Source organism: Streptomyces sp. GbtcB6 (genome assembly GCF_019091475.1).
GTDB classification, from domain to species: Bacteria; Actinomycetota; Actinomycetes; order Streptomycetales; family Streptomycetaceae; genus Streptomyces; species Streptomyces hyaluromycini.
Genome location: NZ_JAGXJL010000039.1, coordinates 1 through 21,476, shown reverse-complemented (window position 1 = coordinate 21,476; position 21,476 = coordinate 1). Strand labels below are relative to the sequence as shown.

17 protein-coding genes, 1 rRNA gene, 1 pseudogene and 1 riboswitch are annotated in these 21,476 nt (G+C 70.5%); of the genes and pseudogenes, 6 read left to right on the top strand and 13 right to left on the bottom strand.

Features of this window, described 5'->3' with window-relative positions:
* The first annotated feature begins 5 nt into the window (after positions 1–5).
* Both KVT45_RS41230 and KVT45_RS41225 read left to right on the top strand, forming a co-directional pair.
* A pseudogene (locus KVT45_RS41230) lies at positions 6–819 on the top strand (xanthine dehydrogenase family protein subunit M).
* Positions 816–3,554 carry a molybdopterin-dependent oxidoreductase gene (locus KVT45_RS41225; RefSeq protein WP_217554545.1) on the top strand — a complete coding sequence of 913 codons (2,739 nt, stop codon included), beginning with the start codon at positions 816–818 and terminating at the stop codon, positions 3,552–3,554. The pseudogene KVT45_RS41230 and the gene KVT45_RS41225 overlap by 4 nt, the downstream one beginning before the upstream one ends.
* Here KVT45_RS41225 and KVT45_RS41220 read toward each other — a convergent pair.
* Positions 3,469–3,957, bottom strand: coding sequence for a molybdopterin-dependent oxidoreductase (locus tag KVT45_RS41220; RefSeq protein WP_217554544.1), 489 nt, complete (start codon positions 3,955–3,957; stop codon positions 3,469–3,471). The two genes, KVT45_RS41225 and KVT45_RS41220, sit on opposite strands and share 86 nt — an antisense overlap.
* 206 nt (positions 3,958–4,163) lie before the next feature.
* On the opposite strand from KVT45_RS41220, the gene modA reads away from it, so the two are divergent.
* Genes modA through KVT45_RS41205 form a run of 3 tightly spaced genes read left to right on the top strand, consistent with a single transcriptional unit; the run spans position 4,164 to position 7,202 of the window.
* Complete coding sequence (gene modA, locus KVT45_RS41215) at positions 4,164–4,988, top strand: molybdate ABC transporter substrate-binding protein (protein ID WP_217554543.1); 825 nt, start codon at positions 4,164–4,166, stop codon at positions 4,986–4,988.
* Positions 4,985–5,833 carry a molybdate ABC transporter permease subunit gene (gene modB, locus KVT45_RS41210; RefSeq protein WP_217554541.1) on the top strand — a complete coding sequence of 283 codons (849 nt, stop codon included), beginning with the start codon at positions 4,985–4,987 and terminating at the stop codon, positions 5,831–5,833. Before modA ends, modB begins: the two co-directional genes overlap by 4 nt.
* Positions 5,834–5,858: 25 nt before the next feature.
* On the top strand, positions 5,859–7,202 hold the full coding sequence (locus KVT45_RS41205) for an ABC transporter ATP-binding protein (protein WP_254648112.1): 1,344 nt from the start codon (positions 5,859–5,861) through the stop codon (positions 7,200–7,202).
* 67 nt (positions 7,203–7,269) lie between these two features.
* On the opposite strand, the gene gcvP is transcribed toward KVT45_RS41205, so the two are convergent.
* Positions 7,270–10,155 carry an aminomethyl-transferring glycine dehydrogenase gene (gene gcvP, locus KVT45_RS41200; protein ID WP_217554539.1) on the bottom strand — a complete coding sequence of 962 codons (2,886 nt, stop codon included), beginning with the start codon at positions 10,153–10,155 and terminating at the stop codon, positions 7,270–7,272.
* A 179-nt stretch (positions 10,156–10,334) separates the two neighbouring features.
* A riboswitch (glycine riboswitch) is annotated at positions 10,335–10,428 on the bottom strand.
* A gap of 114 nt (positions 10,429–10,542) precedes the next feature.
* On the opposite strand from gcvP, the gene KVT45_RS41195 reads away from it, so the two are divergent.
* Positions 10,543–10,923: a PRC-barrel domain-containing protein gene (locus tag KVT45_RS41195; protein ID WP_217554538.1), complete on the top strand. Its 381-nt coding sequence runs from the start codon at positions 10,543–10,545 to the stop codon at positions 10,921–10,923.
* A 232-nt stretch (positions 10,924–11,155) separates the two neighbouring features.
* Here the strand turns inward: KVT45_RS41195 and KVT45_RS41190 are convergent, their stop codons facing one another.
* The 11 genes from KVT45_RS41190 to rrf all read right to left on the bottom strand — a co-directional run.
* Positions 11,156–12,520: a DNA polymerase IV gene (locus KVT45_RS41190; protein WP_217554537.1), complete on the bottom strand. Its 1,365-nt coding sequence runs from the start codon at positions 12,518–12,520 to the stop codon at positions 11,156–11,158.
* 93 nt (positions 12,521–12,613) lie between these two features.
* The gene (locus tag KVT45_RS41185; protein ID WP_089105640.1) at positions 12,614–13,237 is read right to left on the bottom strand and encodes a MerR family transcriptional regulator; all 624 of its coding nucleotides are present in this window, start codon (positions 13,235–13,237) and stop codon (positions 12,614–12,616) included.
* A gap of 267 nt (positions 13,238–13,504) precedes the next feature.
* The gene (locus tag KVT45_RS41180) at positions 13,505–13,978 is read right to left on the bottom strand and encodes a bifunctional nuclease family protein (protein ID WP_026253112.1); all 474 of its coding nucleotides are present in this window, start codon (positions 13,976–13,978) and stop codon (positions 13,505–13,507) included.
* Positions 13,979–14,069: 91 nt separating this feature from the next.
* Entirely contained in the window at positions 14,070–14,807 is a 738-nt protein-coding gene (locus KVT45_RS41175; RefSeq protein ID WP_217554536.1) for a MerR family transcriptional regulator, read from the bottom strand.
* A 42-nt stretch (positions 14,808–14,849) separates the two neighbouring features.
* On the bottom strand, positions 14,850–15,680 hold the full coding sequence (locus tag KVT45_RS41170) for an FHA domain-containing protein (protein WP_217554622.1): 831 nt from the start codon (positions 15,678–15,680) through the stop codon (positions 14,850–14,852).
* Between the two features lie 190 nt (positions 15,681–15,870).
* Positions 15,871–16,704 (bottom strand): DUF881 domain-containing protein, encoded by an 834-nt coding sequence (locus KVT45_RS41165; protein WP_217554535.1) that lies wholly within the window; start codon positions 16,702–16,704, stop codon positions 15,871–15,873.
* A gap of 5 nt (positions 16,705–16,709) precedes the next feature.
* A complete protein-coding gene (locus KVT45_RS41160) occupies positions 16,710–17,042 on the bottom strand; it encodes a small basic family protein (protein ID WP_046727248.1) in 333 nt (110 codons plus the stop codon).
* Positions 17,039–17,950 (bottom strand): DUF881 domain-containing protein, encoded by a 912-nt coding sequence (locus KVT45_RS41155; RefSeq protein WP_254648110.1) that lies wholly within the window; start codon positions 17,948–17,950, stop codon positions 17,039–17,041. The genes KVT45_RS41160 and KVT45_RS41155 overlap by 4 nt, the downstream gene beginning before the upstream one ends.
* Positions 17,951–18,056: 106 nt before the next feature.
* A complete protein-coding gene (locus tag KVT45_RS41150; RefSeq protein WP_217554533.1) occupies positions 18,057–20,552 on the bottom strand; it encodes a mannose-1-phosphate guanyltransferase in 2,496 nt (831 codons plus the stop codon).
* 127 nt (positions 20,553–20,679) lie between these two features.
* Entirely contained in the window at positions 20,680–21,288 is a 609-nt protein-coding gene (gene pgsA, locus KVT45_RS41145; protein WP_217554532.1) for a CDP-diacylglycerol--glycerol-3-phosphate 3-phosphatidyltransferase, read from the bottom strand.
* A 111-nt stretch (positions 21,289–21,399) separates the two neighbouring features.
* Positions 21,400–21,476: ribosomal RNA gene (gene rrf, locus KVT45_RS41140) — 5S ribosomal RNA — on the bottom strand; the annotation flags it as partial.

The following is a 21,476-nucleotide window of genomic DNA, read 5'->3' as shown; positions in this document are numbered from 1 at the left end:
CCGGCATGGACCTGAACACGGTGGTGGAGATCCGCGACGCCCGGGACCCGGCCCCCTGGCGGCCCGGCGACGCCTGGCTCGGCGGCGGGACGTACCTCTTCACGGAGCCGCAGCCGCACCTGCGCCGCCTGGTCGACCTGAGCCGCACCGGCTGGACCCCCCCTGCACCGCACCCCGGACGGCGCCCTGGAGATCGCCGCCACCTGCACCGTCGCCCAGCTGTCCCGTTACGCACGGACCTTGCCGACGGCGGCCGCTCCCCTCGTCGAGCAGTGCTGCCGGGCCTTCCTCGCCTCCTTCAAGATCTGGAACGTGGCCACGGTCGGCGGCAATCTCTGCAACGCCCTCCCGGCCGGCCCGATGATCTCCCTCACGGCCGCCCTCGACGGGGAGTGCCTGCTGATCGCCCAGGACGGCGTACGACGGCGGGTCCCGGTCACCGGCTTCGTGACCGGCGCGGGCCGCAGGGACCTGGCCGAGGGCGAGCTGCTGCGCTCGGTCACCGTCCCGGCCCGCGCGCTCGCCTGCCGTACCGCCTTCCGCCAGGCCTCCCTCTACGGCCTGGGCCGCTCCGGCGTCCTCGTGATCGGCACCCTGGATCCCGTCGACGGCTCGTTCGCCCTGACGGTCACCGCGTCGACCGTGCGGCCGGTTCGGCTGTGGTTCCCGCTGCCGCCGACGGCCGAAGCTCTGCGGACGGCGATCGGCGGGGCCGTCGCCGACGACGAGTGGTTCGACGACATCCACGGCCTGCCCGAGTGGCGACGGCACATGACGTTCCGGTACGCGGAGGAGATCCGGCAGGAGGTGACCCGGTGAGGATCGAGGTCAACGGACGGTGCCACGACGACGAGCCGCGTCCCGGCCAGTGTCTGCGCACCTATCTGCGCGAGCGCGGCTGGTTCGGGGTGAAGAAGGGCTGCGACGCGGGCGACTGCGGAGCCTGTACGGTCCACGTCGACGGCGAACCGGTGCACAGCTGCCTCTACCCAGCGTTCCGCGCCGACGGCCGCACTGTCACCACCGTCGAGGGCCTGGCCGCCCCCGACGGTGAACTCCACCCTGTACAGCGGAAGTTCCTGGATGCCCAGGGCTTCCAGTGCGGCTTCTGCACGGCGGGCTTCCTGATGACCACGGCGGCCCTCTCCGACGACCAACTCACCGATCTCCCCCGGGCGTTCAAGGGCAACCTGTGCCGCTGCACCGGCTACCGTGCCATCGAGGACGCCGTGCGCGGCGTCAGGCACGTCGAGGAGCCGTCCGCCGGCGAGTCCGTCGGCCGCAACCTGCCCGCGCCCGCCGGACCGCAGGTCGTCACCGGCACCGCCCGCTACACCTTCGACGTCGACGTGCCCGGCCTGCTCCACATGAAGCTGCTGCGCTCCCCGCACGCCCACGCCCGCATCACGGCGATCGACACCTCGGCCGCCCTGCGCGTCCCCGGCGTCCACGCGGTCTTCACCCACCACGACGCCCCCGAACGCCACTACTCCACCGCCCGCCACGAGCACCCGGAGGAGGACCCCGCCGACACCCGCCTCCTCGACGACACGGTCCGCCACATCGGCCAGCGGGTCGCGGCGGTGGTCGCGGAGAGCGAGGCGGCGGCGGAGGAGGGCTGCCGCCGCATCACAGTGCTATATGACATCGCACCCGCGGTCCTGGACCCGGAGGAGGCGATGCGCCCCGGCGCCCCCGTCGTCCACGACAAGGACCCGTCCGCCGCCCGCATCTCCCGTCCGCACGCCAACGTCGTCGGCGAGGCGCACGGCGAGATCGGCGATGTCGAGGCCGGTTTCGCCGAGGCCGACGCCGTCTACGAGGCGACCTTCCGCACCCAACGGGTCCAGCACGCCAGCCTGGAGACGCACGGCGCGGTCGCCTGGCTCGACGACGACGGCCGCCTCACCGTCCGCACCAGCTCCCAGACCCCGTTCCTCACCCGCCGCGCCCTGTGCGCGCTCTACGACCTGCCGCCGGAGCAGGTCCGGGTGGTCGCGGGCCGGGTCGGCGGCGGTTTCGGCGGCAAGCAGGAGATGCTGGTCGAGGACATCGTGGCGCTTGCGGTGCTGCGGCTGCGGCGCCCGGTGAAGCTGGAGTACACCCGCGCCGAGCAGTTCTACGGCGCCACCACCCGGCACCCCTTCACCGTCCGCGTGAAGGCGGGCGCCCGCCACGACGGCACCCTGACCGCCCTCGAACTGCGGGTGGTCTCCAACACCGGGGCGTACGGCAACCACGGCCCCGCCGTGATGTTCCACAGCGTGGGCGAGTCGATGGCGATGTACCGGGCCCCGCACAAGAAGGTCGACGCCTACTCCGTCTACACCCACACCGTCCCGGCGGGCGCCTTCCGCGGCTACGGCCTGGGCCAGGTGCTGTTCGCGGTCGAGTCCGCCCTGGACGAACTGGCCCGCCGGCTCGGCCTGGACCCCGTCGACCTCAAGGCCCGCAACATCATCGGCCCCGGCGATTCGATGCTCACCCCCGGCGGCCACGAGGAGGACCTGCACATCGCGAGCTACGGCTTCGACCAGTGCGTCTCCATCGTCCGCGGGGCCCAGGCGGAACCAGCCGCCACCGCCCCCGACGGCTGGCTGGTCGGCGAGGGCTCGGCACTGGCGATGATCGCGACGGGCCCGCCCGGCGGCCACATCGCCGACGCCAGGGCCGCCCTGCTCCCCGACGGCGGCTTCGACCTGGCCGTCGGCACCGCCGAGTTCGGCAACGGCACCACGACCGTCCACCGGCAGATCGCGGCCGGTGAACTCGCCACCGCCGTCGACCGGATCACCGTCCGCCAGTCCGACACGGACGTCGTACGGCACGACACGGGCGCCTTCGCCTCCACCGGCACCGTGGTCGCGGGCAAGGCCACCCTGCGCGCCGCCCGCGCCCTCGCCGACCTGCTCCTGGACTTCGCCGCGGCCCACCTGCGCGTGGCGCGCGCCGACTGCCGGCTGGCGGAGGAGGCCGTCCTGCACCCCGGCGGGCGGCTGCCGCTCAAGGAGCTGTACGCGGCCGCCCGCGCGGTCGGCATCGAGTGCGCCGCCGACGGCCACTTCGGCGGCACCCCACGCTCGGTCGCCTTCAACGCGCAGTGGTTCAGGGTGGCCGTGGATCCGGGCACCGGGGAGATCCGCATCCTGCGCAGCGTGCACGCCGCCGACGCGGGCAGGGTGATGAACCCGATGCAGTGCCGCGGCCAGGTGGAGGGCGGGGTGGCCCAGGCACTCGGCGCGACCCTCTTCGAGAACGTACGGCTGGACGCGCGCGGCGAGGTGGAGACGGCCGCCTTCCGCCGCTACCGGCTGCCGCAGTACGCCGACATCCCGCGCACCGAGGTGCACTTCATGGAGACCGCCGACGCCATCGGGCCGTTGGGCGCCAAGTCGATGAGCGAGAGCCCGTTCAACCCGGTCGCCCCGGCACTGGCCAACGCGCTGCGGGACGCGACGGGCGTGCGGTTCACGGAGTTGCCGCTGACGCGCGACCGGGTGTGGCGGGCACTGGATGCCAGCCGCCGTACGCCCCGTCCACCCGTATCTCCCTGATGCCGCTGATGTGCCGGGCCCCGCAACGGTCCTGGGGAAGCACCAGTTGCGGACCCGCCCGGTCCAGCGGGGTGTCGTCGATGGTGACACCGAGCAGAACAGGGGCATGGGCGAAATCGGGGTCGATCTCGGCCCAGGAGAGCAGCGCGTGGTGCCCGTCGGCGCCGGAGACGGCGATGAGGAAGCGCAGCCGGTCCTTGCGCCGGCCGGGATCGAATCCGGGTCCGGCGGCGGTGAGGACGTCGTACAGCCGTGGGCCGGTGAAGCGGTGGTGCTGGATGCCGCTGGTGGCGCACTCGAAGCTGACCCGCACCCGGTGCTGGGGCCAGCGCAGGAGGTCGGGCACGGTCAGCCGGGTCGGGTGTGCCAGGTCTCCGGTGAGGACGAGTTCGGCGAGCGTCATGTGCGGCCACCTCCCGGATGACGGTACCCGCAGCACCTCACCGTACAAACGCACATGCCAGATACAAGTCGTAAGTATGCAGCTCATGCGATGTGACAGAAGACTTACGCCTGGCAAATGCGGCAGTATCATCGCCAGGCGGCTGATACACAGGTCGTAGCAGGGCGCGACAGTTTTCTCATTGAAATCAGAGGAGTTCACTCGTGATGACCCGTTCCGTGCGCCGGACCCGGCGGACGCTCCAGGTGGCCGGTGCCTCGGTCGCGGCCCTGCTGGCCCTGAGCGCCTGTTCCTCCTCCGACGACTCGTCGGCGACGACGAAGTCGGACACGTCGGCGGCGGCGACGCCCAAGCTGTCGGGCTCGATCACCGTGTTCGCGGCGGCCTCGCTGCAGGAGAGCTTCACGACCCTGAAGGCCGACTTCGAGAAGGCCCACCCGGGCACCAAGGTCAACTTCAGCTTCGGCGGCAGCGACACCCTCGCCGCGCAGATCACCAGCGGCGCCCCGGCCGACGTCTTCGCCGCCGCGAGCCCCAAGACCATGGCGATCGTGACGGACAAGAAGGACACCGCCACCACCCCGGCCACCTTCGTCCGCAACCAGTTGGAGATCGCCACCCTGCCGGGCAACCCCGACAAGATCTCCTCGCTGAAGGACCTGACGAAGTCGTCGCTGAAGGTCGTGCTCTGCGACAAGACGGTGCCGTGCGGTGCCGCCGCGCAGAAGGCCCTGGACGCCAGCAAGCTCAAGCTCACCCCGGCCTCCTACGAGGAGGACGTGAAGTCCGCCCTCAACAAGGTGGTGCTCAAGGAGGCCGACGCCGCGGTCGTCTACAAGACCGACGTGAAGGCCGCCGGCAGCAAGGTGGAGGGCGTGGAGTTCCCCGAGTCCGCCAACGCGATCAACGACTACCCGATCGCCCTCCTCAAGAACGCCCCGAACCCCACGGTGGCCAAGGCGTTCATCGCCCTGGTGCAGTCCGCCGAGGGCCAGCAGGTCCTGAACGACGCCGGGTTCCTCAAGCCGTGACGAAGGCCGACGCGTCCGGGGCCGCGGCCGGCACCCTCACGGGCCGCCCACGGCGCCGGCGCGTTCGGGCAGCCGTACCGCTACCGCTCCTCCTCCCCGGAGCGGTAGCTCTGGCCTTCCTGCTCCTGCCACTGGTCGCCCTGCTGGTGCGGGCCCCCTGGAGCAGCCTCCCGTCCCTGCTGACCAGCACGGAGGTGTGGCAGGCCCTCCAGCTCTCCCTGGTCTGCGCCACGGCGGCGACGGCCGTCAGCCTCGTCCTGGGCGTCCCCCTGGCCTGGCTGCTGGCCCGCACGGAGTTCCCCGGCCGGGGTTTCGTGCGCGCGCTGGTCACCCTCCCCCTCGTCCTCCCCCCGGTGGTCGGCGGTGTGGCCCTGCTGCTCGCCCTCGGGCGCAACGGGGTGGTCGGCCAGTGGCTGGACGCCTGGTTCGGCATCACCCTCCCGTTCACCACGGCCGGGGTCGTCGTCGCCGAGTCCTTCGTGGCCATGCCGTTCCTGGTGATCAGCGTCGAGGGCACGCTCCGCGCCGCCGACCCCCGCTACGAGGAGGCGGCCACCACCCTGGGCGCCTCCCGCTTCACGGCGTTCCGCCGGGTCACGCTCCCGCTCATCGCCCCGGGCATCGCGGCCGGCGCGGTCCTGGCCTGGGCGCGTGCGCTCGGCGAGTTCGGAGCGACGATCACGTTCGCCGGCAACTTCCCCGGCCGCACCCAGACCATGCCGCTCGCCGTCTACCTCGCCCTGCAGAACGACCCCGACGCGGCGATCGCGCTCAGCCTGGTGCTGCTGACGGTGTCGATCGCGGTGCTGGCGGCGTTGCGGGACCGTTGGATGACGGCATCATGAGGACGACCCGCTGGACGACACCCCGATGACAAACCCACACCCCAGGGCAGCAGACGGCGCACCGCCTCCCCACGGCCCATCAGCGCCCCCCGACGGCACCCAGCCTCTCCATGGACGACCCGCGCCCGCCGACTCCGCCCAGCCTCCCCACGAACCACCCGCGCCCGCCAACGGCTCCCAGCCTCCCCACGAACCACCCGCAGCCGCCGACGGCGCTCAGCCCCCGCAGGGGCCACTCGCACCTGACACTGACAGCCGCACGGGTGGTGCGGGTGGGAACCCCAACCCGGCCGAAGGCCGGGCACCCACCACGCACCCGCACCCGACCCCCACCGGCCTCCACGCCCACCTCGTCGTCACCCGCCCCGCCTTCCACCTGGACATCACCCTCACCGCCGCCCCCGGCGAGGTCGTCGCCCTCCTGGGCCCCAACGGCGCCGGAAAGACCACGGCCCTCCGCGCCCTCGCCGGCCTCACCCCCCTCACCACCGGCCACCTCCACCTGGACGGCTCGGAGTTGGACCGCACACCCCCCGAATCCCGCCCGGTGGGCGTCGTCTTCCAGGACTACCTCCTCTTCCCCCACCTCACGGCCCTCGACAACGTCGCCTTCGGCCCCCGCTGCCACGGCGCGACGAAGGCCGAGGCCCGCACCCAGGCGGCCGCCTGGCTCGACCGCATGGGCCTCGCCGAACACGCCGGCGTCAAACCCCGCCGTCTCTCCGGCGGCCAGGCCCAGCGCGTCGCGCTGGCCCGCGCCCTGGCCACCCGCCCCCGCCTGCTGCTCCTGGACGAACCGCTCGCCGCCCTCGACGCCCGTACCCGCCTGGACGTACGTTCCCAACTCCGCCGCCACCTGGTCGAGTTCGAGGCGGTCGCGGTCCTGGTCACACACGACCCGCTGGACGCCATGGTGCTGGCCGACCGCCTGATCGTCATCGAACACGGCAAGGTCGTCCAGGAGGGCACCCCCGCCGACATCGCCCGCCACCCCCGCACCGACTACATCGCCCACCTGGTCGGCCTCAACCTCTACCGGGGCCGCGCCGAGGGCCACACGGTCGAGCTGGACACGGGCCCCGCCATCACCACCACCGAGGACCTCACCGGTGACGTCTTCGTCGCGTTCCCGCCGAGCGCCGTCACCCTCTTCCGGGACCGTCCCACGGGCGCCAGCGCCCGCAACCTCTGGCGCTGCGAGGTCGCCGGCCTGGAGACCCACGGCGACCAGATCCGCGCCGACCTGACGGGCGAACTCGCCCTCGCCGCCGACCTCACCACGGTCGCCGCCGCCGAACTGGACCTGCACCCCGGGGCCCCGGTCTGGGCGACGGTGAAGGCGGCCCAGACGCACGCGTACCCGGCGTAGCAAGCACCACACACCAGAGGCCCCGCCGAAGCGGGGCCTCTGTCAAACCCGGTGCAAACCCGGTGCGTCAGTCCTCGTACGCGTCCAACGGCGGGCACGAGCACACCAGGTTCCGGTCACCGAAGGCCTGGTCGATCCGGCGCACCGGCGGCCAGTACTTGTCGGCGGCGGACACCCCAGCCGGGAAGACGGCCTCCTCCCGGCCGTACGCGTGCTTCCACTCGCCGCCCAGCGCACCGGCGGTGTGCGGAGCACCACGCAGCGGGTTGTCGTCGGCGGGCCACTCCCCGGCCCCGACCTTGTCGATCTCCGCCCGAATGGCGATCATCGCCTCGCAGAACCGGTCCAGCTCGCCGAGGTCCTCGGACTCGGTCGGCTCGATCATCAGCGTGCCGGCCACCGGGAAGGACATCGTCGGCGCGTGGAAGCCGTAGTCGATGAGCCGCTTGGCGACGTCGTCGACGCTCACTCCGGTCGCCTTGGTCAGCGGCCGCAGGTCGATGATGCACTCGTGCGCGACGAGCCCGCCGGGCCCGGTGTAGAGCACGGGGAAGTGCGGCTCCAGCCGCTTGGCGACGTAGTTGGCGCTGAGCACGGCCACCTGCGTGGCCCGCTTCAGGCCCTCGCCGCCCATGAGCCGGACGTACGCCCACGAGATCGGCAGGATCCCCGCCGAGCCCCACGGGGCTGCCGAGATCGGCCCGACGCCCGTCGCCGGCCCGGCGGCGGGCTGCAGCGGGTGGTTCGGCAGGTACGGGGCGAGGTGCGCGCGCACCGCCACGGGACCGACACCGGGACCGCCGCCGCCGTGCGGGATGCAGAAGGTCTTGTGCAGGTTGAGGTGCGAGACGTCCCCGCCGAAGTGGCCGGGCTTGGCGACCCCGACCAGGGCGTTGAGGTTGGCGCCGTCGACGTACACCTGTCCGCCGGCCTCGTGCACCTGCGCGCAGATGTCGGCGACGTGCTCCTCGAACACACCGTGCGTGGACGGGTAGGTGATCATCAGCACGGCGAGCTCGTCGCGGTGCTGCTCGATCTTCGCCCGCAGGTCGGCGACGTCGATCTCGCCGTCCTCGGCCGTCTTCACGACGACGACCTTCATCCCGGCCATCACCGCGCTGGCGGCGTTGGTGCCGTGCGCGGAGGACGGGATCAGGCACACGGTCCGCTGCGCGTCGCCGTTGGCGCGGTGGTACGCGCGTACGGCGAGCAGCCCGGCCAGCTCGCCCTGCGATCCGGCGTTGGGCTGCAGGGACACCTTGTCGTACCCGGTGACCTCGGCGAGCCGCTCCTCCAGCTCCCGGATGAGGGTCAGGTAGCCCTGCGCCTGCTCGGCGGGCGCGAACGGGTGCAGCTGGCCGAACTCGGGCCAGGTGACCGGTTCCATCTCGGTGGTCGCGTTGAGCTTCATGGTGCAGGAGCCCAGCGGGATCATGCCGCGGTCCAGCGCGTAGTCCCGGTCGGCGAGCCGGCGCAGGTAGCGCAGCATCGCGGTCTCGGAGCGGTGCTGCTGGAAGACGGGGTGGGTCAGGTAGCCGTCGGCGCGCAGCAGCGCCTCGGGCAGGGTGTCCTCGGCGACGGCGTCCAGCGCCTCGACGTCGCCCTCGACGCCGAAGGCCGTCCAGACGGCGCCCAGCTGGGCGCGGGTGGTGGTCTCGTCGCAGGCCATGGAGACGTTGTCGGCGTCGACGAGCCGCAGGTTGACGCCCCCCTGGCGGGCGGCGGCGACGATCTCGGCGGCCTTGCCGGGCACGCGCGCGGTGAGGGTGTCGAAGTAGGCGCCGTGGACGATCCCGACACCGCCGGCCTTGAGCCCCGCGGCGAGGATCGTGGCGTACCGGTGCGTGCGCTGGGCGATGCCCCTGAGCCCCTCGGGCCCGTGGTAGACGGCGTACATGCCGGCCATCACGGCGAGCAGCACCTGCGCGGTGCAGATGTTGCTGGTGGCCTTCTCACGCCGAATGTGCTGCTCGCGGGTCTGCAGTGCCAGCCGGTACGCCTTGTTCCCGTCGGCGTCCACGGAGACGCCCACGAGCCGTCCGGGCAGGCTGCGCGCGAACTTCTCGCGGACCGCCATGTAACCGGCGTGCGGCCCGCCGAAGCCCATCGGCACGCCGAACCGCTGGGTGGTGCCGACGGCGATGTCGGCCCCGAGCTCGCCCGGCGAGGTCAGCAGGGTCAGCGCGAGCAGGTCGGCGGCGACGGTGACGAGCGCGCCGACCTCGTGGGCCTGCTCGACGACGGCCTTGATGTCGCGTACGGCACCGGAGGCGCCGGGGTACTGGACGAGCACCCCGTTGATCTCACGCGCGGCCAGGTCCGCCGGAATGCCGTCGGCGAGGTCGGCGACCACGACCTCCACACCCGTCGGCTCGGCCCGGGTCTGGATCACGGCGATGGTCTGCGGCAGGGCGTCCGCGTCGACGACGAAGACGCCCTTCTTGTTCTTCCCCATGCGCAGCGACAGCGCCATGGCCTCGGCGGCGGCCGTGCCCTCGTCGAGCAGCGAGGCACCGGAGGTGGGCAGCCCGGTGAGGTCGGCGACCACGGTCTGGAAGTTCAGCAGCGCTTCCAGCCGGCCCTGGGAGATCTCCGGCTGGTAGGGCGTGTAGGCCGTGTACCAGGCGGGATTCTCCATCACGTTGCGCAGGATGACGGGAGGCGTGAAGGTCCCGTAGTACCCCAGCCCGATCATCGAGTCGAGCACCTGGTTCCGGTCGGCCAGCGACCGCAGCTCGGCCAGCACCTCGGCCTCGGTCCGGGCGCCCGGCAGCTCCAGGCGGTCGGCGTTCTTGATCACGTCCGGCACGGCGGCGGCGGTCAGCTCGTCGAGCGAGCCGTACCCGACCTGGGCGAGCATCTTGGCCCGAGCCTCATGATCGGGCCCGATGTGGCGCTGCTCGAAGGGGATACCCTGCTCAAGCTCTGAGAGCGGAATACGCTGGGCGGTCATTGCGGAGGCCTCCTGGTCTGACGCGACCTTCGAGGGGTACCCCGGCGCGGGTACCCCGACGGCCTCCCCCTCTGTCATCTCAACCTGAGAGCTTCACCGGGGCCGCCCCTGCGGTCTCCCGGCTTTCACCGTCGGTGAGGGCGGACACCGTCGACGTCCGCCCTGCTTTCCAGAGTGACCTCGTCCGTGCGGTACGTGAGCCTGAGAGATTCCGGGGAGGATTTGCTCCTTCGGCGCCTCCGGTTGCCCGGAGGACTCTCCCGCACGGGGTCAGCAGCCGCCTGCCAGCCTACCAGCGCGGGCAACACCGGAGCCTTCGAGTGGCCGCCTCCTTCAATGTGCTCTTTTGTAGTGCTTACGGATGAGTTGCGACCAAGTGGAGGGCCCGTGGAGACCGACATCGATCCGCGCAACCTGATCGGCCGCAAGGCGTTCGACCGCAACGGCACGAAGATCGGCACGATCGACGAGGTGTACCTCGACGACGCGACGGGCGTGCCGGAGTGGGCGGCCATACGCACCGGCCTGTTCTCCCGGGACGCCTTCGTGCCCCTGGAACCCAGCGAACTGGTCGAGGGCACCCTGCGCATCCCCTTCGACCGCGCCCTGATCAAGGACGCCCCCGACTTCGGCGTGGGCCGCCACCTCTCCCCGGAACAGGAACTCCAGCTCTACCACCACTACGGCCTCGACACGACTCCCCCGCCCCACGACCACCCCGACCACCACTTCGGCAAACTGGCAGGCACGGAGGACGCGGGTGCGTGACGCCGACGCCGGGTCCGGTAGTGGTTCGGCTACCGGTGAGTGGGGGTTGCTCGCGCCCACGCGGCGGTAGCCGCAAATCGATACAGCCCCGCGCCCCTTACGGGGCGCTGCCCAGCCGCCCCTCTTCAGCCACCCAGCTGCGGGCAGGCGTGCCGCAGGGCGGCACGGGTGGGCGCAGCGGCACCCGGCAAGCGCCGGTGAGCGTCCCCACCCCCGCCCGGCCTGACGCCAGTCACATACGCACCCCGTCCACCGAAATCCCCGGCACCAACGGCAACGGCTCAGCCGGCTCCAGCTCAGGATCCTCGACCCGAAACGTCCGCACCCTCCCCGGCCCCACCGCCCCCGGCGTCTCGAACCGCACCGTCACCCGCCCCAGCCCACTTCCCTGCACCCACCCGTGCCCGTACTCGGCATGCCGCACATCGTGCCCCGAGGGCCACCGCCGCTCGGCGACCACCTCCCGCTCGGCGACCGGCTCCGCAACCTCCTCCTCCGCCGCGAACTCCGCCGCCCCCTCCCCCGCCGCCGCCTGCGCGAACAGATCCTCCTGTGTGTAGTCGGCCAGCCCCGACACCCCCACCCCCAGCAACCGCACACCCCCCGTCGTGTCCACCGAGTCCAGCAACCGCGCGGCCGCCTCCCGCACCACCGCCGGATCGTCGGTCGGCCCCCGCAACGTCTCCGACCGGGTGAGCGTCGAGAAGTCGTACCGCCGTACCTTCAGCACGATGGTCCGCCCCGACAGCCCGGCCCCCCGCAGCCGCCGCACACACCGGTCGGCCAGCCGCTGCACCTCAAGCCCCACCCGCAGCCGGTCGTGGATGTCCACGTCGTAGGTGTCCTCGACCGACACCGACTTGGTCTCCCGCTCGGCCACCACGGGCCGCTCGTCGTGCGCGAGCGCCATCGCGTACAGCGCGTGCCCGTGGGCCTTGCCGAGCAGCCGTACCAGCTCGTCCTCCCCCGCCCCGGCGATCTCGTCGACCGTGGTGATCCCGGCCCGCCGCAGATGGTCCCCGGTCGCCGGCCCCACCCCCGGCAGGATCCGCACCGGCATCGGCCCCAGCATCGCCCGCTCCGTGCCCGGCTCGATCAGCACCAAGCCGTCGGGCTTGGCCTCCTCGGAGGCGATCTTCGCGAGCATCTTGGAGGCGGCGAGCCCGACGGACCCGGAGAGCCCCGTGACGGCCCGTATGTCCGCGCGCAGCCTCTCCCCCACCAGCCGCGCCGACTCCGCGTCCCAGGCCACCTCACCGGCCTCCAGATCCACGAACGCCTCGTCCAGGCTGAGCGGCTCCACAAGCGGCGACAGCCCGCGCAGCAGCCCCATCACCTGCTCGCTGACCGACCGGTACAGCCCGAAGCGCGGCACCAGATACGCGGCGTTCGGTGCCAGCCGCCGTGCCTGCCCCATCGGCATCGCGGAGTGCACCCCGAACACCCGGGCCTCGTACGACGCGGTGGCCACCACACCGCGTGGCCCGAGGCCGCCCACGACCACGGCCTTCCCGCGCAGGCTCGGCTTGGACGCCTGTTCCACCGAGGCGAAGAAGGCATCCATGTCGAGATGCAGGATCGTGGGCGCGTTTCTCACATCTCCGATGCTGCACCACACCACTGACAATGCCCCGGCACGGACCCGTGCCGGGGCATCAGAAGCAGTCCTGTGGGCCCTCGGGCCAGGACTTCAGACCGCCCGGTTGCGCCGCCGGGCAAGTTCGTCGGCGGGGTTGTGCCCGACGAGCGTCTCGCCGGTGTCGACGCGCTCGCCATGCAGCTGGGAGAGCGCGCTCTCCACGTCCCGCCACACCACGCCGACCGCGATCCCGAAGACGCCCTGACCGCCCTGGAGCAGGGCGTGGACCTCGTCCGGTGAGGAGCACTCGTAGACCGTGGCGCCGTCGCTCATCAGGGTCATGCGCTCCAGGTCACGGAAACCGCGTTCCCTCAGGTGCTGGACGGCGGTGCGGATGTTCTGGAGGGACACCCCGGTGTCCAGGAACCGCTTGACGATCTTCAGGACGACGACGTCCCGGAAGCTGTACAGACGCTGGGTGCCCGACCCGTGGGCGGGCCGCACGCTGGGCTCGACCAGGCCGGTACGAGCCCAGTAGTCGAGCTGCCGGTAGGTGATGCCAGCCGCCGCGCAGGCCGTGGGCCCGCGGTAGCCGATCTCCTCGGTCGCCATGGACGCCGCCCCTCCGCCGCTCGGCACTGCGATCGGCCGCTGCGGGGCGTGCGGGTACCGACCACTCTCCCCGAAACCGCGTTCCGGGGCACCCCCAGCCGTACCGTCGCCGCTGCTTCTCACGCCGACCTCCGTCCTTGACCTGCCTTCTCGACGGTAGGCAGTCACCAGGGGTGCGTCAACGATCGCCACACTCGGCACGCCGAGTGATAATCACCCTAGGAGTGGTTTCCCGTGCTCCACCGCGGGGAAAGGCTAGCCGAATGCTCTGGCGGCAAGCCGTAGGACGCTCTCAATGGCCGCTGGCAATTGCCCATGAGTTTCGGCTGTGACCAGCCGCGAACCGGCCCGTCACCGACCTTCCGGTGGATGACGGGCCGCTCGGGTCTCTCACTGGCTGCTGGTGCCGAAGTCCTCGGGCGAGATCTGGTCGAGGAACTCGCGGAACTTCTCCACCTCGTCCTCCTGCTCGTCCGGGATCGCGATGCCCGCGTCGTCCAGCACCGTGTCGCTGCCGTAGATCGGCGTTCCGGTGCGCAGCGCCAGCGCTATGGCGTCGGACGGACGGGCGCTCACCTCGACCCCGCTGGCGAAGACCAGCTCCGCGTAGAAGACGCCCTCCCGCAGGTCCGTGATGCGCACCTCGGTGAGCTCCTGGCCGACGGCCTCCAGCACGTCCTTGAACAGGTCGTGGGTCAGCGGCCTGGCAGGCGCCATGCCCTGCTGGGCGAACGCGATCGCCGTCGCCTCCCCCGGCCCGATCCAGATGGGGAGGTAACGGTCGCCTCCCACTTCGCGCAGGAGCACGATCGGTTGGTTGGAGGGCATTTCCACCCGGACACCTACGACATCGAGCTCGTTCACACAGCAACCCTAGGCCGTGCCCGGGACGTTTGGGTAGTCGGGCCGGGAACGCGCGCCCGATCCGGCCTCCGCCCGGGTCCTGTCGTGGTACTCACGGCAGCCGCACCCCGAGCGCGGTCTGCACCAGTGCGGCGTGCAGCTTCATCGTGAGCGCCGCCAGCTCCTTGGTACGGGCCTCCGCATGGGCCCTGGTCTGCGGGTTGCGGTGGCGCTTGAGCGGGGCCACCACCTGGTCCACCAGGCCGGCCTCGCGATCGGCGGCGGCCTTCATCACCCGAAGATGACGCGGCTCGATCCCGAACCGGCCCAGCTCGGCCACGAGCGAGGCCACGGTGACCGTCTCCGCGTCGTACACGCCGCCCTCCAGCGGAGCGATCAGTCCGTACGACTCCCACTCCGTGAGGCAGTTCTCGTCGATGTCGGCGGCCGCGAGCAGCTCGTCCCGGCCGATCCGGGCCACCGTCGGCACCTCGGGAACCGTCGGCACCGCCTCACCGTCGCGCTGCCGCCCCAGCACGGGCAGCTGCACCGCCTCGCCACGCTCCATGGCTTCCAGGTACTCCCGGATGACCTTGAGCGGCAGATAGTGGTCCCGCTGCATCCGCAGCACGTGTCCCAGACGCTCCACGTCCCCGGCGCTGAACTTCCGGTACCCGGAAGGGGTCCGGCGCGGCTCGATGAGCCCCTCCGACTCCAGGAAACGGATCTTGGAGATGGTGACTTCGGGGAACTCGTCGCGCAGCACGTTCAGCACCGTGCCGATGCTCATCAGCCCGGGTTCCGTGGCGGCGGTGCCGTGACCGGTACCGCCGCTCGGTGTGTGCAGCATGGACCTTCTTCCCTGGGGTCCCCCGGACGAGGTCCGGCGGGGTCAGATCCCCTGTCGGCTCGCGTAGAAGACCAGCCGGTACTTGCCGATCTGGACCTCGTCACCGTTCGACAGAGCGACCTGGTCGATGCGCTCCCGGTTGACGTACGTACCGTTGAGGCTGCCGACGTCGGCCACCGTGAACGAGCCGTCCGGCTGGCGGCGGAACTCCACGTGCCGACGCGAGACCGTCACGTCGTCCAGGAAGATGTCGCTCTGCGGGTGGCGGCCGGCGGTGGTCAGGTCGCTGTCCAGCAGGAAGCGGCTGCCCGAGTTGGGGCCACGGCGCACAACCAGCAGCGCGGAGCCGAGCGGCAGCGCGTCGACCGCCGCCTGCGCCTCGGGCGAGAGCGACGGCATCTGGGTCTGGCCGGTGACCTCGGCGTCGTAGGCCTCCAGACCGGAGATCGAGATCGTGGACGTCGTCTCCGACGCACGCTCGGGGACGGCGCCCGCACGCAGCGGAGCTCCGCAGTTGGAACAGAAGCGGGCGTTCTCCGCGTTGCGGTTACCGCACCTCGTACAAACCAGGGCCGACATGGACGGATCCTCCTGCCGCGGCTGCCCCGCCGGGGCGTTGGACGCGTACGGGCCGGAGGTAAACCCTCCACCCGCACCTGAGGTTGACGGTTGCCCGAAACCTATGCCGCCGGACTGGGACGGGTCAACTGACGGCGCGCCCTGACCTCCCGAAATGTCACCCCCCGGACCAGCCACCTGGTCCCGGAACAGCGGGCGCTGGCCCTCCGTGTCGGGCTGTGCCCGATGGCGAGCGGTCGCGTTGTCGCTACCCTCTCGCGCGCTCTTGCCGAACAACTTCGCAAACAACTTCACGGGCGATTCCCCTTGACCGAAACAGACCCGCCCGTGGGGCAGGACGAACCCTGACTGAATAAACCGGCCGACCCGGACAACCACACAACGTCCGTATCCACCAGACAGTTTCCACCACGCTCCGGTTCCCCGGTGCGCCGACCCCCCGCATCCTCATGCCCCCGCCCGACGTCCCCCATGCACCGCCGGTTCACTGTGAGGACGACCGAGCGTAGTCAGGCTGCTTCGCCGGTCGCAAGGCATCCACGACGATCTTGGTGGACCGCTCGACGGTCACAGTCGCCTGTTCCTTCTCCAGGGTCTGCACCACGCCTCCGGGGATGTTGAGAGCCGGTTCGAGGTCCTGCGGCTTGCCGATCACCCTGAAAACGTAGGGCTGGGTGATCTTGTTCCCGTCGACGCTCACACTCTTCCCGGAGTCGGTGAGGTAGGTGCCGGCGATCACCCGTACCCCGTTGACCTGGATCGCCTCCGCACCGGCCGCACGCAGCTCCTGGATCGCGTCGAGCAGCATGTCCGCCTGCACCGTCCCCTTCGGGTCGTCGACCGTCATCGTGATGCCAGGACCCTGCGCCGCCACGGTGCCCGCGAGAATGCCGAGTTGCCTCTCCTTCTCGGCCGTCTGCCGGCGGGCCTCCGCCGCCTGGTCGGAGCTGCTCTGCAACTCCTCTCGCTGCTTCTCGAGTCCTGTCTTCTCGTCCTCAAGACGCTGAGTACGGTCGTCCAGTTCATCGAGGATGCGCACAAGATCTTCCTGGCGGGCCCCGCGCAGCGCGCTGTCGCTGTCGCTGTTCGACGCCACCTGCACGGCGAGCCCGAATCCGAGACCGAACAGCAGCACCGCGACGATCAGTTGGGCCCTGCTCACGCGTGGTGGCCACAGCCCCTGGACCAGCCTCCGGCGGCCGGTCAGCCCGGCCTCCGGCTTCGGTTCGGCGGCGGACTCGGCCTCCGCCGCGGCGGGCACCTCGGCCGGGAGTTCTCTGCGCAGCCGGTGCTCCGGCCGCTCCTCGTGTTCACTCATGCCGCTCACGCCCTGAACACGTGCCGCCGGATCGCCGCGGCGTTGGAGAAGATGCGGATACCGAGGACCACCACGACCCCCGTGGACAGCTGCGAGCCCACACCCAACTTGTCGCCGAGGAAGACGATCAGCGCGGCCACCACCACGTTCGACAGGAACGACACCACGAAGACCTTGTCGTCGAAGATCCCGTCCAGCATGGCCCGCAGACCACCGAAGACGGCGTCGAGCGCCGCGACGACGGCGATCGGCAGATACGGCTCGACGACCGCCGGAACCTCAGGCCGGACCAACAGTCCGGCCACGACGCCCACGACGAGGCCAAGTACGGCGATCACGATGTGCCCTTCTCAGTCTTCTCGGTGTACGGCTGTGCTGTACGTACGATCACACTCGGCGCGGCGGGCAACCGCACGTCACTCTCCGTGGAGATGGTCGCCCGGATGTCGAAGTTCTCCTCCAGGGCATGCAGGTACAACCCGTCAGGGCTGTCCTGGAACCTGGAGCCGAGCCTCTGCCCGTCCCCCACCGCCAGTACCGTGTACGGCGGTACCAGCGGCCTGTTGTCGACCAGTATCGCGTCCCCCGCGGCCCTGATCGCGGACAGGGCGGTCAGCCGCTGCCCGTTGACGGAGATCGCCTCGGCACCCGAGGCCCACAGCCCGTTCACGACGCGCTGCATGTCATGGTCGCGCACCCGGCCGGTGTCGGAGAACCCCGAGGTCTCCCGGGGATTGCCGGCGTCGCCGCCCGAGGAGGCCTCCTTGGCGTCGTTCACCACCAGCTTCACGCCGGGACCGTGCACCGCCGTGGCGCCCGACAGGACGTCCACCAGGTCCGTCTGCCCGCTGCCGCCGCTCTCCTTCAGCGCGGCGCGCTGACGGGCGCTGACGTCGTCCCGCAGCTTGTCGACATTGGTCTCCAGCTTGTCGGCGGCCGCGTTCTCCCGGTCGATCCGGTCGATGAGCTCCTGGCGCTCCTTGGCCACCACGGGCGCCGTCACGCGCGCCTGTGCCGCTCCCACGGTCACCACGAGTGCCGCAAGCACCAGACCACCGGCGAGGCCCAGCCTGGCCCGGAGGGTCTTCGGCATGCCGCCGGCCTCACCCTTGGCCCGCTTCCGCGCGGCCGCCTCCGCATACCCGTCGTCGAGGCTGTGGTCCATGACGTTGGTGATCAACGACATGGAGGCGTCCGGGCGCGACGGCCGGGCGGCGCTGCTCCGAACGGGGGGTTGCTGCGGCATGCCGCACATCGTCGCACGTTGCGACCGGTACCTCCGAACGGCCCCACCGGCGTGCCGGACCGGCCCCCGTGGGGACACGTGTCCGGCACGCACGCGTGCAGCGGTTTTACCGTCCGGCGCTGTCCACGGTCGCCGACCACTCGTCCAACAGGGCCTGCGCGGAGGCGTCGTCGGGCCCCTCGGCCCACAGATGGGTGACCGCCTCGGCCGGGTCGGGCAGCACCATCACCCAGCGCCCGTCGGTCTCGACGACCCGCACGCCGTCCGTGGTGTCGACAAAGCGATCCCCGGCCGCCTCGACGACACGCCGCATGACCAGTCCCTTGACAGCCCACGGGGTGGCCAGGTCGCGCTTGAGGACATGCGCCTTCGGGATCCGGGCGTCGATCTGGCTGAGAGTGAGCTGCGTCCGCGCCACCAGACCGATCAGACGCACGAAGGCGGCCGTGCCGTCGTAGACGCTGCTGAACTCCGGAACGATGAACCCGCCCTTGCCGTCACCACCGAAGATGGTGCCCTCCTCGCGCCCCACGCGCGTGAGGTCGTCGGGGGAGGTGGTCGTCCACTCGACCTGGGTGCCGTGGTACGCCGCCACCTGCTCGGCGATCCTGGTCGTGGTGACCGGAAGCGCCACCCGCCCGCTGCGCCGCTCGGCGGCGACCAGGTCGAGCATCACCAGCAGCGCCCTGTCGTCCTCGATGATGCGGCCCTTCTCGTCCACCAGGGACAGCCGCTCACCGACCGGGTCGAACCGCACACCGAACGCGGCCCGCGAGGACGCCACGATCTCACCGAGACGCACCAGCCCCGCTCGGCGCTGGTCGGCCGTCTCCGTGGGCCTGGCCTCGTTCAGGCCGGGGTTGATGGTCAACGAGTCCACACCGAGTTTGCCGAGCAGGCTGGGCAGCACGAGCCCGGCGCTGCCGTTCGAGGCGTCCACGACGACCTTCAGACCCGCTTCGGCGATCCCGGTCGTGTCCACGTTCCGCAGCAGAGACCCGGTGTACGAGTCGAAGACGCTGGCCGGGAAGTACAGGTCACCGATCTCACCGGGGAACGCGCGCCGGTACTCCTGCCGCGCGAAGATCCGGTCCAGCTTGCGCTGGCTGGCCTGGGAGAGGTCGGCGCCCTGTCCGTCGAAGAACATGATGTCGACGGAGTCCGGCACCCCGGGCGAGGTCCGGATCATGATCCCGCCGGCGCTGCCCCGCCCGGTCTGCTGCCGCGCCACGGGCAACGGCACGTTCTCCAGGTCGCGTACGTCGATGGCGCTGGCCTGGAGTGCGGAGATCACCGCCCGCTTGAGCGCACGGGCACCACGGGAGTGGTCACGGGCCGTCGTGACGGTGGACCCCTTCTTCAGGGTGGTGGCATACGCGCCGGCCAGCCGCACGGCCAGCTCCGGCGTGATCTCGACGTTCAGGATCCCGGACACACCACGTGCGCCGAACAGATGAGCCTGGCCCCGGGACTCCCAGATCACCGAGGTGTTCACGAAGGCGCCGGCCTCGATGGTCTTGAAGGGATAGACCCGGACATTGCCCTGAACGATCGATTCTTCACCGATCAGGCACTCGTCACCGATGACCGCCCCGTCCTCGATCCGCGCGGCCCGCATGATGTCGGTGTTCTTCCCGACGACGCAGCCCCGCAGATTGCTGTGCTGCCCGACGTACACGTTGTCGTGGACGACGGCCCGGTGCAGGAAGGCGCCGCTCTTCACGACGACATTGGAGCCGACGACGGTGTGCTCCCGGATTTCCGCGCCGGCCTCCACCTTGGCGTAGTCACCGATGTACAACGGGCCCCGCAGGTCGGCGTCCGCATGCACCTCGGCCCCCTCCGCGACCCATACACCGGGGGATATCTCGAAGCCGTCGATGTCGACGTCGACCTTCCCCTCCAGGACGTCGGCCTGCGCCTTCACGTACGACTCATGGGTACCGACGTCCTCCCAGTAGCCCTCGGCGATGTAGCCGTAGATCGGCTTGCCTTCCTTCATCAGTTGCGGGAAGACATCGCCGGACCAGTCGACGGGAACGTCGGCCTCGACGTAGTCGAATACTTCGGGCTCCATGACATAGATGCCCGTGTTCACCGTGTCGGAGAAGACCTGACCCCAGGTCGGCTTCTCGAGGAAGCGCTCGACCTTGCCTTCCTCGTCAACGATGGTGATGCCGAATTCCAGCGGATTGGGCACACGCGTCAGGCAGACCGTGACGAGCGCGCCCTTTGCCTTGTGGAAGTTGATCAGTTCGGTGAGGTCGAAGTCGGTCAGCGCATCGCCGGATATGACGAGGAAGGCATCGTCCTTCAACGCCTCTTCGGCGTTCTTGACGCTTCCGGCGGTACCGAGTGGCTTCTCCTCGTTGGCATAGGTGAGCTCCATACCGAGCTCCTCGCCGTCCCCGAAGTAGTTCTTGACCAGCGATGCCAGGAACTGCACAGTGACGACGGTCTCGGTGAGCCCATGCCTTTTGAGCAGCCGTAGCACATGCTCCATGATCGGTCGGTTGACGACCGGAAGGAGTGGCTTGGGCATGCTGGAGGTCATGGGGCGAAGGCGAGTGCCTTCACCACCGGCCATCACGACGGCCTTCATGTCGGAAGCGTCCTCCTCTAAGAGATGACGGTCTAGCCGACTTCACCCGTCCAGATTGTCCCGCACTTTTCCGCCGCGGGCCATCGAGAGCAATCGAGGGGCCACCACGTCCGGACAATCGCCGAGCTCAATCGGCTGTGGCGTCCGCACGAACCAGGCGACGGACCTGCACCACGTAGAGCACTCCTGCCCACCAGTACAGGGTTGTACCCCACCCTGCGAACGCCCATCCGAAAATAGCAGCGAGTGACGAGATCCAACCGCTTCCGTCACTGAGCAGGAGGAGCGGGAACGCGTACATCAGATTGAACGTCGCGGCCTTCCCGAGGAAGTTCACCTGCGGCGGCGGATAGCCGTGCCGCCGAAGGATCCCCACCATCACCAGCAGAACCAGCTCACGCAGAAGTAGTACGGCCGTCAACCAGAGCGGCAGAATCTCCCGCCAGGTGAGTCCGACCAGCGTCGACAGCACGTACAGCCGGTCCGCGGCGGGGTCCAGCAGCCGGCCGAGGTTGCTGATCTGGTTCCAGCGCCGGGCGAGCTTGCCGTCCAGGTAGTCGCTGACGCCGCTGAAGAGGAGTACCAGCAGGGCCCAGCCGTCGCTCTTGGGCCCGCCGAACTCGGGCCTGAGGATCAACCACAGGAAGACGGGCACGCCGACGAGACGCGCCATGCTGAGGATGTTCGGGATGGTGAGGACACGGTCCGTTTGGACACGCGTCTCCTGGACCTCCACCCGGGGGCCTCCTGTGGTGGGAAACGAGCCAACTTTTCTCCCCGACCCTACCTCAACGCAAAAAAGCTCTGGCTCTTGGGCTTGTGCCCAAGAGCCAGAGCTCTAAAAGGAGTTCGGCGGTGTCCTACTCTCCCACAGGGTCCCCCCTGCAGTACCATCGGCGCTGTAAGGCTTAGCTTCCGGGTTCG

Bases quoted from the DNA above. Each gene is read 5' to 3' on its own strand.
- KVT45_RS41220 (WP_217554544.1), bottom strand. From the start codon at position 3,957: ATGACGCTCGCCGAACTCGTCCTCACCGGAGACCTGGCACACCCGACC.
- modA (WP_217554543.1), top strand. From the start codon at position 4,164: ATGACCCGTTCCGTGCGCCGGACCCGGCGGACGCTCCAGGTGGCCGGT.
- KVT45_RS41205 (WP_254648112.1), top strand. From the start codon at position 5,859: ATGACAAACCCACACCCCAGGGCAGCAGACGGCGCACCGCCTCCCCAC.
- gcvP (WP_217554539.1), bottom strand. From the start codon at position 10,155: ATGACCGCCCAGCGTATTCCGCTCTCAGAGCTTGAGCAGGGTATCCCC.
- KVT45_RS41175 (WP_217554536.1), bottom strand. From the start codon at position 14,807: ATGCTGCACACACCGAGCGGCGGTACCGGTCACGGCACCGCCGCCACG.
- KVT45_RS41165 (WP_217554535.1), bottom strand. From the start codon at position 16,704: ATGAGTGAACACGAGGAGCGGCCGGAGCACCGGCTGCGCAGAGAACTC.
- KVT45_RS41155 (WP_254648110.1), bottom strand. From the start codon at position 17,950: ATGCCGCAGCAACCCCCCGTTCGGAGCAGCGCCGCCCGGCCGTCGCGC.
- KVT45_RS41150 (WP_217554533.1), bottom strand. From the start codon at position 20,552: ATGAAGGCCGTCGTGATGGCCGGTGGTGAAGGCACTCGCCTTCGCCCC.